8 protein-coding genes and 2 pseudogenes are annotated in these 13,614 nt (G+C 46.4%); 8 read left to right on the forward strand and 2 right to left on the reverse strand.

What is annotated here, in order from left to right; translation table 11 throughout:
- Positions 1–156 precede the first annotated feature (156 nt).
- The 3 genes and pseudogenes from PSHG_RS00965 (at position 157) to PSHG_RS26240 (ending at position 3,028) form a co-directional block, all read left to right on the forward strand.
- Positions 157–1,149, forward strand: a complete 993-nt coding sequence (locus PSHG_RS00965) for a helveticin J family class III bacteriocin (protein WP_010268140.1) — start codon at positions 157–159, stop codon at positions 1,147–1,149.
- 384 nt (positions 1,150–1,533) lie between these two features.
- A pseudogene (locus tag PSHG_RS31925) lies at positions 1,534–2,072 on the forward strand (sigma-70 family RNA polymerase sigma factor).
- Positions 2,069–3,028, forward strand: a complete 960-nt coding sequence (locus PSHG_RS26240) for a DUF4179 domain-containing protein (protein ID WP_010268144.1) — start codon at positions 2,069–2,071, stop codon at positions 3,026–3,028. The pseudogene PSHG_RS31925 and the gene PSHG_RS26240 overlap by 4 nt, the downstream one beginning before the upstream one ends.
- 137 nt (positions 3,029–3,165) lie before the next feature.
- Here PSHG_RS26240 and PSHG_RS00980 read toward each other — a convergent pair whose 3' ends face one another.
- Both PSHG_RS00980 and PSHG_RS00985 read right to left on the reverse strand, forming a co-directional pair.
- The gene (locus PSHG_RS00980; protein WP_010268148.1) at positions 3,166–5,010 is read right to left on the reverse strand and encodes a coiled-coil domain-containing protein; all 1,845 of its coding nucleotides are present in this window, start codon (positions 5,008–5,010) and stop codon (positions 3,166–3,168) included.
- Between the two features lie 3 nt (positions 5,011–5,013).
- Entirely contained in the window at positions 5,014–7,074 is a 2,061-nt protein-coding gene (locus tag PSHG_RS00985) for an efflux RND transporter permease subunit (RefSeq protein WP_010268150.1), read from the reverse strand.
- Between the two features lie 135 nt (positions 7,075–7,209).
- Between PSHG_RS00985 and PSHG_RS00990 the strand changes: the two genes are divergently transcribed.
- From PSHG_RS00990 to PSHG_RS31355, 5 genes and pseudogenes are all read left to right on the forward strand, one after another.
- Positions 7,210–7,773 (forward strand): TetR/AcrR family transcriptional regulator, encoded by a 564-nt coding sequence (locus PSHG_RS00990; RefSeq protein WP_026021114.1) that lies wholly within the window; start codon positions 7,210–7,212, stop codon positions 7,771–7,773.
- Positions 7,774–7,909: 136 nt separating this feature from the next.
- On the forward strand, positions 7,910–8,110 hold the full coding sequence (locus PSHG_RS00995; protein ID WP_010268158.1) for a copper ion binding protein: 201 nt from the start codon (positions 7,910–7,912) through the stop codon (positions 8,108–8,110).
- Between the two features lie 63 nt (positions 8,111–8,173).
- Positions 8,174–10,600, forward strand: coding sequence for a heavy metal translocating P-type ATPase (locus PSHG_RS01000; RefSeq protein WP_010268159.1), 2,427 nt, complete (start codon positions 8,174–8,176; stop codon positions 10,598–10,600).
- Between the two features lie 143 nt (positions 10,601–10,743).
- Positions 10,744–11,888, forward strand: a pseudogene (nagA, locus tag PSHG_RS26245) (N-acetylglucosamine-6-phosphate deacetylase).
- Positions 11,889–12,120: 232 nt separating this feature from the next.
- Positions 12,121–13,566 carry a collagen-like domain-containing protein gene (locus PSHG_RS31355; protein WP_010268162.1) on the forward strand — a complete coding sequence of 482 codons (1,446 nt, stop codon included), beginning with the start codon at positions 12,121–12,123 and terminating at the stop codon, positions 13,564–13,566.
- Positions 13,567–13,614 lie beyond the last annotated feature (48 nt).

The following is a 13,614-nucleotide window of genomic DNA, read 5'->3' on the forward strand; positions in this document are numbered from 1 at the left end:
TAGATATTGTTTATAACGTAATTTTCCGAGTGATTCCAAAATGACAAAAAGGGGGGAAAAGGCAGGTCAACAATAGTGTTCAAATAACACAGCGCAGCAAATTTTTCTTAAACCCATGCAGATTCACGTTATTATCCTATTGGTGGAGGTAAGTGCATGATTCGAGTTCAAGTGTCGGGTTTTATAGAAAGACGAAAAAGATTGCTCACCGCTTTTGTTCTTGCGATAATTCTCTCTGGAATGACCGTCCTGCCAGTTTTTGCAGCAACTCCCGAAAAAACGGTTAACGCATCGGCAACGCTTGCTTATAACCTCAAAGGGCTTCCGTTCAATGTGGTTGTACAGAAAGCCTATATTGCCAGCACGTATATCTATGTAACTCAGAGACAAGGTGGAAACTGTCATCTTTCAAGATTACGGATCAGCGGCAATAATGCTAATTATGTTGATCATATGACGATCACTAATTCAGGTCACTGCCAAACCCTGGATATGTATACTTATAACGGGGTTAACTACTTTTATGTCAGCTCGAAATCGGATCCCTCAACCACATACTACTGGTCTCTTCAGGTAGCTAGACTTCAATACTCGCCTAATACGACGGTCAATTACACGGATCTCCGCCGGTTCACCTATATGAATTACGCCAACAAATCCGGTTCCCGCTTAGGCACGACCTATCGTGTGGATGGCGGGGGAAATAGCAACTATACTGTTTTTCGGGTGCAAACTAAAGAAGGAAGCGTAACCTGGTCGATTTATGATACCGTCAAATTAAATCAGTTGCTGGACAATAATGTGCAGGTGAGACTGGACAGCGCAGGAGCGAAGAACGCGAACATCAGCAGCTTTACGCAAACGGGTAGCGGGATCATCAGACCTAATGGTTCTTTCCAGGGAGTAGATATGCTTGGCAGTACAAGAATTTTTACGTCTGGCGGGGCGCATGGCGATATCCCTCAGATAGCTATGATATCTAACACAGGGGCCTATAAATCGCTTGTCAGGATAACGAATGTAGGAAATTACGAGATTGAGGGCGTGCAAACGAAGAATAGCAATGTTTATTTTACCATTGTGCCTGATCCGGTAAATAAAAGGGATACCCAAAAGATTTATTACGTCCCGGATAGTATTTTTAATTGACCTGCTAAAATAAAAACTTCTGAAAACATGATAGGCTCCCCTCTGCGTAGACAGATTAAGAATAGTCTGGTTGCGGGAGGGGAGTTTGTTTGTAGCTTATACCACAGAAACAAGACCAAGACTTACTTGTGGAATCCTAGACGCACTGCTGATAAACTATGAAGGAATAGGGAATCTGCCAACTCAGCACGAGAATACGGACACTAGTGTCGTGCGAAGGCGAGGCATAGGATAATATTGCGGAAAAAAATCATGCAATATGTTCGGAGTCATTTTTTATGAACCCCCAACCTTGAGTGAAACCGCGAGCATCGCGGTTTTTTTATTTTGCAATAGAATGAACTTTTTGAGCTTCTAGAGGCTCTTAGTAATAGAGGTGAAGACATGAATGTAGTTAATGCAGTGAAGAAAGCCAAAAAGGGGGACAAAGAAGCTTTACTTCAATTGATATTAGCACAAAAAGAAGCATATTATCGGCTTGCTTATTCCTACATGAGGAATGAAGCGGATGCCATGGATGTCCTGGAGGAGATGATCGTGAGGCTTTATGAGCGGATCGGCCATTTGAAAAAGGAAGAATCCTTTTACACCTGGAGCAAGACCATTTTGGTCAATCAATGCAAACGCTCGTTGAAAAAAACAACAAGATAATCCCATTAGGAGATCCGCCATATGTGAATAAGGGGGATATCAGTTCTACCGGCATATCAGATTACCGCCAAGTGGAAGAGCAAATGGATCTGCAAGCGTTACTGAACCTTCTGAACGCTGACCAACGAGAAGCCATTCAACTCAAATATTACCATGATCTGGATTATGATTCGATTGCTGCAATGACCAAAGTTCCAACGGGAACGGTCAAATCGAGAATTTATCAAGGGCTTCAGAAGCTGAGAGCGTTATACGGGAGGAATACAAATTGAACAATATTGAGGATCGATTGTTGGAAGAGAAAGTACGGTTAAGTGAATCTTCGGCGCCTGAAGAGTTGGAAGCAAGATTAAGAAAGGCGTTAGACACCGCAGCCCCTAGAAGAAAAGCGAAGTGGAAAATGAAAAGAAGTTGGACAATCGCGGCAGCTGTCCTTGCGGTTATGCTGATCGCAGGCAACCAGTACCATGTGTTAGCCTATTACAGCAAGATGCTGCTCGGCTTTGACAAAGCCGTATACAACACCCTTAGCGAATTGGACAAGAAGGGGATGGGACAGGCTCTTAATGAGCGGTTCCAACTTGAGGACGGCACTCTACTTACCATCGACGGCATAATGTCAGACGAAAATCAGTTTATCTTGTACTATACCTTGAGCAATCCGAACGGGCTTCGGAGCTACGATGGTTTTGATCCAACTGGGATTAGTGGTTTTCAAACGGATTCCCAATATATACTACGTGGAGCAACAGCTGGGCCGACCGGAGGGGTTACAGAGACTAAAGGATACGTGGCATTCGACCCTGTCAGCCCGCAAGCCAAGGAATTAACACTATCATATAGATATACGCTGCCGGAAAGCGATCAACGACTGGAGGGACAAGTTACATTCCCTTACCAACCGGATGAAGCATTGCCTACCAAGCTTAAACAATCCATAAATGTTACCGTTAATGGTCAAACGATAAACATCGGCACGATTACCGCAACGCCGACGATAACATTAATTAAAGGCACTCTTGATGTGGGGAATGATCAACTGAAGCAAACCGTACTGAACGGAATAGATGTGATCGCCAATGGAGAATCGGTATCTATATTTGGAAACTCTTGGAACTCCGACACCGGAGCTTTTTCAATGGAATACGATGCCCTCCCGGAAAATCTTCAATCTTTGCAGCTTATCCTAAAGAATACGGGTGAAACGGTGCAGATACCGGTCAAATAAAAATCATGAAGCGAGCCCTTTTAAATTAAGGAGCGAGAGCACGCTTTTTTAAGGCAACAAATTGCTTCTTTCAATAACTTCAAAAAAGCCATGACGATATCGTAAAATCGGCATGGCTTTTCATCCTTCCTTGATACTTATTCGTTAAACCGAAACAAATTCACAAACCTGGCCCAGAAGCCTTCCTTCTGCTCTATCGGGCTATCCGCCGCTTCGGGCACTTCTTGTTTAATGCTTTCAGTTCTGAGAACAAATTGAACCGAATTAATGTTTGCGTTGTGCGGGGAAACGAAGGAGACGGCTTCAAAATCCGATTTATCGTAATCCGCGATCATCTGGCTGGCTTCCGCTCGCATTTGATCAGGCAAATTACGAGTAGATGAGGAAAGCTCGCCAGTTCCGTCATGCAGCTGCGCGGCACCTTCCCTCAATTGCCCCGTTCCGGTTGTCAGCTCTTCAATTCCTTGATGCAATTGGTGATAAGAATCATCCAGCTGAGCCACTCCCGCAGTATATTGCTCCAATCCGGCTTGAAACTGCTGATAGTGAAGGGATATAGCAGAGATGCCTTGCTGCAATTCTGCCAAAGACCCGGCAGCATCCATGTCTGCCTGTGAAGACGAAATTCCATCAGCCATGAAGATTAGTTGATCTGCCATATCCGTAAGAGATGCACTTATTTGCGCTAACGTTCCTGAAACAGCCTCCAACCCTGGTTTTACAGCTGTGTATGTGCTTTTTGCTTCGCGGGCAGCCGAGTACGTTTCAAGCAATTGATCGATAGTGGAGCGATCTGCACCGCTGCTGTACAACTGTTGAATTTGGGCTTCCGAGATATTATGCTCTGGAATGTTATGAATGGCGTTATTTAACGTAGTGTATGCTGAACCATACTGTCCATCCAGTGTCCCTATTCCCTTAGGAATCTCTTGTAAACCGTATGCTATTTGTCTGAGGCCATCTTCAAGCTGCTGCAAATCACCGGGATTGACCTCGTCTAATCCCCCGCTTAGAGATTGATTCAGCCTGGTAAGCGCATCTCTAATACTGGCGGAACCGCTAAGCAGTTCAGCAGAGGACGTATGAAGGGCGGCGATTCCGTCTTCATACTGTTTTGAACCATTGCGAAGCTCCCTGGCTCCGCTGTTCAACTGATTGATTCCATCCAATAAATCCCCGAGACCGCCATGGATCTCTGCGATTGCATTCGTAAGGGTATCCATATCTTCAACCATATCATCGATATCCGGTGCATCGATCGGCATTGTTGAAGGGATCCCGGCAATATCAATACCTTCCAGCTCAAACTCGGCAGCTTCCGCTTCAACAATGAGTTCCTTCTCCTGTTCCGGCAGTACGGTAAACGTAATTTGTTGATTTTTTCCCGCATTGGCAATCATTCCGTCAGATACCTGAATATTTGTAAATTTGTCCTGATCTAGAGAAAGAGAAATTTGCAGCAGGTAGTTCTCGAAGAAGACCGGATCCACAGTCTCATTAGCGGAAGTCGCTATTCGAATCTGCACCTGGCCGCTCTTACCGGCCAGCTCTTCGGAGGTGACTTCTTTGTCATTCAGCCAGTAGGAAATGGAGATATCCCAAGGCAGGGATTGCTCCTCCAAAGTTCCCTGATAATAAAATTTCCCCTCCGAAGCTGTGAATACTACAGTGTTATCACTTTGCTGCACTATAGAGGATAGGTCAGTCAAGTTCTTCAGATTAGAATAGAGGCCGTGATCGGTGATGGTTCCAGCTTTGACTATATCCAGGATGTTCACTACATACATTTCTTTCTTCTCGCCTGCTGCACTTAACCTGGCATAGACCACTTCGTCTTTCGACGAGATTTCCCCGCTGTCTGCAGGGATGGCTTCAGACGTTCCGGTTCCGCTGCTGCTATTTGGCTCGGCTACAACTAGCCATGAAGGCAGAAGCAAAAACAAGGTCAACAAGACAAGTGAAACGGTTCTCATCATCCTCATATATTAATTCTCCTTAAAAAAATTGGCTTTCCAGGTAGTTTTTCGAATCCATTTATCCAATACTATAAGAAGGGCGGGCAGGAAAACAACAACCATAATTAATGCCAGCAGTGCGCCGCGACCAAGGAGCAAGCCGACTGAAGATACAATAGGGTTGGATGAGGTAATCCATAAAATAAATCCGACACTGGATAAAATCGAAGCCGAGATCAAAATCGCGAAAATCTTCTCGTCCAAGGTTCGCTTGATGGCTTCAAGTGCCGACATTTCCTTGCGGTAGTCTTTATAGGTGTCAGTCAAAAGGATAGCGTAATCAATGGTCGCTGCAAGCTGTATGATGCTGATTAACAAGTATCCAACATACACCATCGAAGACTCGGTGAAATAGGGGATAGACAGATTAATCCAAACGGCAGCTTGGATGGCAAGAAGCAGAATAATAGGAAGCAGAAGAGACTTAAACGCGAGGGCAATAACGAGCGCAATAGTGGCGATCGTCAACAGATTGACCCATTTGTTATCCTTCTCAACCGTATTTTTAATATCGTACAAGGTTACGCTTTCCCCAACGAGGTAGATCTCTTCGCCATAATAATGCCCTGCAGTTTGCTGTACCTGTTCAATTAATTGAAATGCCTGTTCTCCTTCTTTGGAAGTAGTGGTTTGCAGAATAACCCGGCTGTAATTATCAGAATAAAATTGTTCTGTAATGGAAGGGTCCAGGTACTCCGGAGGTATGGCGGGACTGACGGTATTGACATAAGCAAGCACGCTCGAAACGTGGTTAATCTGTTCTATATCTCGCACCAGCTCTGTCTCCTTGGCGATATCTCCTTTGGGTACCATCAACACGATCGGGGTGCTTTCCCCAAAATGCTCTTTAATTTTCACGATATCGCCGCCTGCTCTTGTCGTCTCCGGCTGTTCTCCAATGCCGTAAATAAAATTCGTCTGACTTTGCGCGAGAAAGGCAGGAATTATTAGAAGAAGGACAGCGATCAGAACGGGTGTTTTCAACTTCACAACGCCTAGGCCTATTCCTTTAAAGCTTGGCAGCAAAGGCTTATGCTGTGTCTTATCGATCCATTTGTAGAACAGAAGCGTTAGGGCAGGCAAAAAAACCATAACACTAACGAAGCTGAATAAAATTCCTTTGACGAGATTAATCCCTAGGTCCGATCCGATTTCAAATTGCATAAACGATAAGGCCATAAATCCAAAAAAGGTGGTAGACGCACTGGCTGCAATAGTAGGAAACGAATCCTTAATCGCATGCTGCATGGCAGTATGAGGGTCTGCTATTTTCTTGCGATGGTCCGAGAAGCTATGCAGGAGGAAAATCGCGTAATCAAGCGAGACCGCCAATTGCAATATCGGGGCAACCGATTGTGTAATAAATGAGACTTCACCGAGGAAAATGTTCGTTCCCATATTGATAAGTATGGAAATCCCAATCGCTGTTAAGAAGAAAACGGGCTCCATCCATGAGGTCGTTGAGAAAATCAATATGATGACGATAATCGGGACCAGCAAAGCTGCAGCATACATGGTTTCGCTCCCGGTCATCTTTTGCTGGGTGGCAGTATCCACTGATTCGCCTGCCAACGCATTTTCCTCTCCGATAAGGTCATAGATGGCATCGGTAATGGCTACCTCTTCGCCGCTCTGAATACTAAACATAAAAAGAGCATGGTTTTCTTTATAGTAAGTCTCGACTGTCTCCTGATCCGCCATTTCAAGCGGAGCCTTCAGATCGACAACGTCATCCAACCAGGTTACATCAGAAACACCTTCAATAGCTGCGAGCTGTTCTTTGAAGGCCAGAGCTTCCTGCAGCGTCACATTTTGGATCATAACCCGGTTCGTAGGCACGCTGCCTTCAAATTCCTGCTCCATTAGCTCCATGGCTCTTGTGGATTGGGCTTCTTCCGGCAAATAGTCTTTCATGTCATAGTTCACAGACACCATAAACTGCGCAAATGTACAAATGACGGTAAGAACTAAGAATGCAGTTACAATGATCTTTCTATGCTTGGTGATTGTTGCTGCTATGCCTATAACCATTCATCCTCTCTTGCCAAAATATCCTGCACACTTTATCATTATATGGACACCGTGTTGGCCAATCAACAAACAGTTTGGGAGGAAACGTAATTTGAACAACATTATCTTGATTTGTGTTGGAAAAGAGGGAGTCCGGTGGCAGGATCGATAGACAGACGTAAGAAGTATACCCAGATGGTGGTTAAAGACAGTTTCATGCAGCTGTTGAAGGAAAAGCCAATGTCATCAATTACGGTGAAGGAAATTTGTGAACGGGCCGATGTGAATCGATCTACTTTTTATGCCCATTATTACAATCAATATGATCTTCTTAGCAGAATCGAAGATGAAACAATTGAAGACATGAAAGGGTACTTGAACCAGTTTGACTATGGAAATCAAGTAGATGGTTTGCGGCTCATTGAAAATTTGTTGGAATATTTCGCTGCCAAACGGGATATTTGCCAAACGCTTCTTAACGAGAAAGCAGAGTCGACCTTTCAGGGCAAAGCAACCGTTGTCGCTCATCAATATTTCATGAAAAACTGGACGGCCATTGGTCATCTGGATAAGGACCTTTCTGAATATGTAAGCACCTTTATCATTAATGGAAGCATACATGTGGTGAAATCCTGGTTGTCGAATAACATGGATAAAACCCCGAAGGAAATGGCTGAAATGTTGATTCAGCTTATTGACAAAGGGTTGTTCGGCCATTGAGATGTTCATTACGGGAGGACCGAAAATAGGGATCGCGCGGGATACTCCGAATTTCATTTGGTATTTGATCATTGACAAATATACTATAGGGGGGTATCCTAATATTGTGATTACTAAAACGAATAGGAGTGATTGTATGAAAAACCTAACTTTAACTGTAAACGGCATGTCTTGCGGCCATTGTGTCAATTCCATCGAAAGTGCATTGAAGCAGATGGGCGTCGCCGCTAAGGTGCATTTGGATAAAAAAACTGTCGATATTTCTTTTGCTGAAGACCAGGTATCCGTTTCGTCCATTAAGGAAGCTATTGAAGAACAAGGATATGAGGTAGAATAATCCGGACATTTTGTTAATCCGTACCTATACAAATCTTAAGCGCAGGCAGGGAGGTGGTTCATGATGTCAAAGCAAGCTTCTCTAAAGCAGACTTCCATGCAGATCACAGGCATGACCTGTGCCGCTTGTGCGAATCGAATAGAAAAAGGCTTGAACAAAATGGATGGCGTAAAAGAAGCGAATGTGAATTTCGCGCTGGAACGGGCGACCTTAACCTACGATCCGGAGCAGACGGATATGTCCCAGCTGGAAGAAAGAATCCGGAAGCTAGGCTACGGTACCGTAAAAGATCAGGCAGACTTACAGCTAACCGGCATGACTTGCGCTGCTTGCGCCAATCGAATCGAAAAAACGCTCAATAAAATGCCGGGCGTTATACAGGCTACTGTTAATTTTGCCATGGAAACAGCCCATGTGGAATATAACTCCGCCGAAATTGCGGTATCCGATATGCAGCAGCGCATTGCAAAGCTGGGATACGCGGCTGAGCCGAAGGCAGAACAGGGCCAGATGGAGGACCATCGGCAAAAGGACATTGCACGGTATCGGCGGAATTTTTTTATTTCCGCCGTTCTTTCCTTGCCTTTATTGTGGTCAATGGTGAGCCATTTTTCATTTACAAGCTGGATATGGATGCCGGATTTGTTTATGAACCCGTGGTTTCAACTCGTCCTGGCCACACCGGTACAATTTTATATCGGGAAGCCATTTTATGTGGGTGCCTTTAAAGCTCTCCGTAACAAATCAGCCAATATGGATGTTCTTGTAGCACTGGGAACATCGGCAGCGTATTTTTACAGTATCTTTCTTTCCCTGCAGTATGTCAATTCAGCTCATGCAGGGCACGGACATCCGGAGTTATATTTTGAAACAAGCGCAGTCCTGATCACATTAGTCGTGTTGGGGAAATGGCTCGAAGCGAAGGCAAAGGGCCGCACCTCAGAGGCTATTAAGAAGCTGATGGGGTTGCAGGCAAAAACAGCGCTTGTCGTTCGGGACGGCAAGGAAATGGCGATCCCGGTTGAAGAAGTGGTCACCGGAGATCTCCTGCTTGTGAAGCCGGGAGAAAAGATTCCAGCGGATGGTGAAGTAATAGAAGGGGAGTCCGCTGTTGATGAATCGATGCTTACTGGTGAGAGTCTTCCGATAGAAAAGCGACCAGGCGACCATGTAATCGGGGCTACCGTGAATAAGAATGGGCGGTTAATAGTAAAAGCCACGAAGGTTGGCAGGGATACGGCACTGGCCCAAATTATTAAGGTTGTTGAAGAGGCGCAGGGCTCCAAAGCGCCGATTCAGCGAGTAGCTGACCGAATATCCGGCATCTTCGTGCCCATTGTGGTCGTCATTGCAGTCATTGCATTTGCCGTTTGGTATTTCCTGGTGACCCCTGGTGATTTTGGCGGCGCGCTTGAGAAGTCGATAGCGGTTCTGGTCATTGCTTGCCCATGTGCGCTCGGCTTGGCTACGCCAACTTCTATTATGGCCGGATCCGGTCGTGCCGCTGAGCGCGGCGTCCTGTTTAAGGGCGGCGAGCATCTGGAATCTACCCATAAGATCGAGACCATAATTTTGGACAAAACCGGCACCATCACCAAGGGCGAGCCTGAATTGACCGATGTCATTGCGGTAGGCATTGAGGAAGCCGAGCTGCTGCGCCTTGTTGGTGCCGCGGAAAAAAATTCCGAGCATCCGTTAGCAGAGGCCATAGTAGCTGGCATTAGAAAACAAGGGATTGAGCTTCCCGATCCGAGCGAATTTGAAGCCATTCCCGGCTATGGAATTCGTGCGGTTGTGGAAGACAAGGAAATTCTTGCCGGCACACGCCGACTGATGGCCAAGTATGATATTCATGCGGAGCAGGCCTTTGGGCCTATGGCAGAGCTTGAGCAGGAGGGGAAAACCGCGATGCTGATTGCTGTAGACCGTCAATACTCCGGCCTGGTAGCTGTCGCGGATACCGTTAAAGAGACATCAAAAACCGCGATCGACCGCTTGAAGCGGCTGGGACTTGAGGTCATCATGATTACAGGGGATAATAAGCGCACTGCTGAGGCGATTGCTGCACAGGTCGGGATCGAGCGGATATTAGCGGAAGTGCTTCCTGAAGGCAAGGCAGAAGAGGTCGGAAAACTGCAAGCCGAAGGGAAGAAGGTAGCGATGGTTGGAGATGGCATCAACGATGCTCCGGCATTAGCAATGGCGGATATCGGGATGGCGATTGGCACGGGAACCGATGTTGCGATAGAAGCCGCAGATGTTACGCTTATGCGCGGTGATTTGAACAGTATTGCGGACGCTATCTATATGAGTCGTAAGACTATGGCCAATATTAGGCAGAACCTGTTCTGGGCACTCGCTTATAATTCAGCTGGCATCCCCATTGCGGCAATCGGTTTGCTGGCCCCGTGGGTGGCAGGCGCTGCGATGGCATTCAGCTCGGTATCCGTTGTACTCAATGCTTTAAGGCTGCAGCGAGTAAAGATTTAAGGATTTAGCAGGATTGGCTTTGAATAGATGAAACACCCGGGTTAATGTGTCGGGTGTTTTTTGTATGACCTTCTTGCTTGATTACTAAAGAAAAATAGCGCATCATGATAGGGAGACAGGCCATGCGAGGAGGAGACAAAGTCATGACAACCCGAATTTTGACTAATGTCAAGCTGGTGCTGCCCGGCAGCATTCTGCCTTCGGCGGCGGTTCGAATTGAGGATGGGAAGATTGTAAAAATCGAGGAGTGGAGAGGGGAACTGCGTGAAGCAGACTGTGATACATTAGACGGAAATGGGAATTGGCTGATCCCCGGAATGATCGATGTTCACATTCATGGCGCCAATGGTTACGATATGATGGACGGAACAGAGAGAAGCATTCAAGAAGTATCCCGCGCCTGTGCGGCCACTGGCTGCACCTCTTTTCTGGCGACTTCGGTCTCATCCGATATAGACTCGCTTCTAAATATGATTCGCAGTGTTAAGCGGGTGAAGGGACAGGAGGAGGGCGCCCGGATTGCCGGAATTCATCTGGAGGGACCTTATCTCAATCCGAAGAGAAAAGGCATGCAAAATGAAAAATATTTGAGACATCCCGATTTAAACGAAATGCAGGCTATTTTCCAAGAAGCGGAAGGGCTAGTTCGAATGGTAACCATCGCACCCGAACTGCCAGGAGGAATGGAGCTGATCGACTATTTGAAGGAGCAGGGCGTCATCATTGCCGTGGCCCACTCCGATGCCACCTATGAGGAAGCCAAGGCTGCTTTTGCGGCTGGGGCCAGTCATGTGACCCACTGTTTTAACGGAATGCGGCCGATCCATCACCGGGAACCGGGACTCGTTGTTGCCGCCTTCGAGGAGGATCACGTGAGTCTGCAGGCAATTGTGGATCAGGTTCATCTGCATCCGGCAATTCTAAGGATGATGCACCGGCTGAAGGGCCTGAGAAGATAGTGTTGATTACCGATGCCTTGCAGGCGATGGGTCTGGGCGATGGAAAATATTTATTCGGCGGTCATCAGGTTACAGTCGAGGGCGGGGTCGCACGGCTGTCCGACGGGACCCTGGCATCCAGCACGGTAACGATGAATGAAGCATTGCGCCATACGGTGAATAACGGGCTATCGCTGGTGGATGCTGTGACGATGGCTTCAACTGCCCCGGCTGCTATTCTGCAGCTCGCTGGAAAAGGCAAAATCCAACCGGGCTTTGACGCGGACTTGGTGCTGCTCGATCATAATTTCCAGGTTCAATGGACTATGATTAAAGGGAATTTGCTGTAATTAGCCTTAGGTATGTAGAGTAAAGGAAGCCGCCCAATATTACAAAAATTAGATTATAGTCCAGCCATTACCACCTATTAGTCCATGCCTAACTTAAACCGCTCACGTACACTGAACTATCTCATAGGGAGGTGACGTTGTTGGTCAATGTGAAAAGAAAAAAAGATGCAGAAAAAAGATCGTTATTGAGCGGCATTCTAAAGCAAGAAAAAAAAGAAGGCGTCTGCGACTCATGAAAAAAAATGTGAGAATTTCATACCCCCCGCCAACAGGACAGCAACTCCTGCAAGGACTGGCGGGAGCAATTGGAGAGGCTGGGCCGCAGGGACTTGCAGGAGTAATTGGCGCGGCCGGGCTGGCAGGTGCCGCAGGACCGCAAGGCCCTCGAGGAGACATCGGCCCGCAAGGTCAGCTAGGAGAGACAGGCCCGCAAGGACCACAAGGACCACAAGGACCGCAAGGCCCTCAAGGAGAAGCGGGACCGCAAGGTCCACAAGGAGAAGCAGGACCGCAAGGTCCACAGGGAATACAAGGAATCCCCGGAGAAGCTGGAAGAGGATCAGCTTTCTTTACCAATCAAGCAAACGATACAGTCAACTTGCTTACTACCGCAAGCATCACAATGGACCTTCCGCCTTTAACTACAACAGCAGATCAACAAATAAAAATAGATTCGACTTTAAGATTGTTCTTTCAAACGGGCAGTGTGACCACGCATACTTTAAACGTAAGTTATCAATTGACGAGGCTCGGTACCAGTCCTGCTACGTTGACAACTGCATCGATTAACCGGACCCGAACTTATTCGACCAACACCACAACTTCAGATACCTACACACCGAATATTACATGGATCGACACCCCTCCTCCTGGAACCCACACATACAGAATAATCATTACAAGAGTTACGGCAACGAATATTACGGCTCTGCAAGTGACAAATAGAGGAATTAATGCTGTGGCCCAAATAACAGTTGACCCATTTAACATATATGTTAGATCAGGTGCAGTTGATGGAGATGGAAGCCAGGAACATCCATTCGGTACTATCCAAGAGGGTGTCACAGCAGTTGCTCCAACGGGTACCCTTCATATTTTAGAGGGAACCTATCCAATAACCTCGCAAATTACACTCAACAAACAAGGGATAACCTTGTTGGGTTACCCAGGAAGCCTAATTATGCTGCAAGCCAATGTTAGGCCTTTATTAGTAACAGGAAGCGGGATTACGGTGGATGGACTCACGATGACTAGTAATATCCCTTATCCGGTTGAATTCATCCAGATTGGCGGGAGTGATCATCGAATCGTAAACAACATTATTTTTGGGCCGCCGCAAGCACCACCGTCAAGCGGCTGGGTCGTAAACCGAGCAATAATAACACAAGCTAACAATGCAGCCAATTTGTTAATTGAAGGCAATACCTTTCACTCACTAAGACAGCCCGCTTATCTAAACCCTAATACAACCGGTAACATATTGAATAATGTAGTGTATAATACACGGGGCTGGGTAGTAGATCGCGCAGTATTTGTATTCTCAGGCAACTCGTGGGGGACACCTGCTAACTTTGTGGATATTGCTCTGTTGGCGGGAACTCAAACGGGGCCTCCGTACGACCCGCTATCTGATTTATCGGCGAACAACAATAATGCCACCATAGATGACCAAAGATAATTTATAGCACGGAATGCTCAGCAAATAGAACGGTTTTCATGAGTATTC

The sequence above is a fragment of the Paenibacillus senegalensis JC66 genome (assembly GCF_000285515.1).
GTDB lineage: Bacteria > Bacillota > Bacilli > Paenibacillales > NBRC-103111 > Paenibacillus_L > Paenibacillus_L senegalensis.

Excerpts from the sequence above, each read along its gene's own strand:
- PSHG_RS00965 (WP_010268140.1), top strand. The coding sequence starts at position 157 with ATGATTCGAGTTCAAGTGTCGGGTTTTATAGAAAGACGAAAAAGATTG.
- PSHG_RS00980 (WP_010268148.1), bottom strand. The coding sequence starts at position 5,010 with ATGAGGATGATGAGAACCGTTTCACTTGTCTTGTTGACCTTGTTTTTG.
- PSHG_RS00985 (WP_010268150.1), bottom strand. The coding sequence starts at position 7,074 with ATGGTTATAGGCATAGCAGCAACAATCACCAAGCATAGAAAGATCATT.
- PSHG_RS00995 (WP_010268158.1), top strand. The coding sequence starts at position 7,910 with ATGAAAAACCTAACTTTAACTGTAAACGGCATGTCTTGCGGCCATTGT.
- PSHG_RS01000 (WP_010268159.1), top strand. The coding sequence starts at position 8,174 with ATGTCAAAGCAAGCTTCTCTAAAGCAGACTTCCATGCAGATCACAGGC.
- PSHG_RS31355 (WP_010268162.1), top strand. The coding sequence starts at position 12,121 with ATGAAAAAAAATGTGAGAATTTCATACCCCCCGCCAACAGGACAGCAA.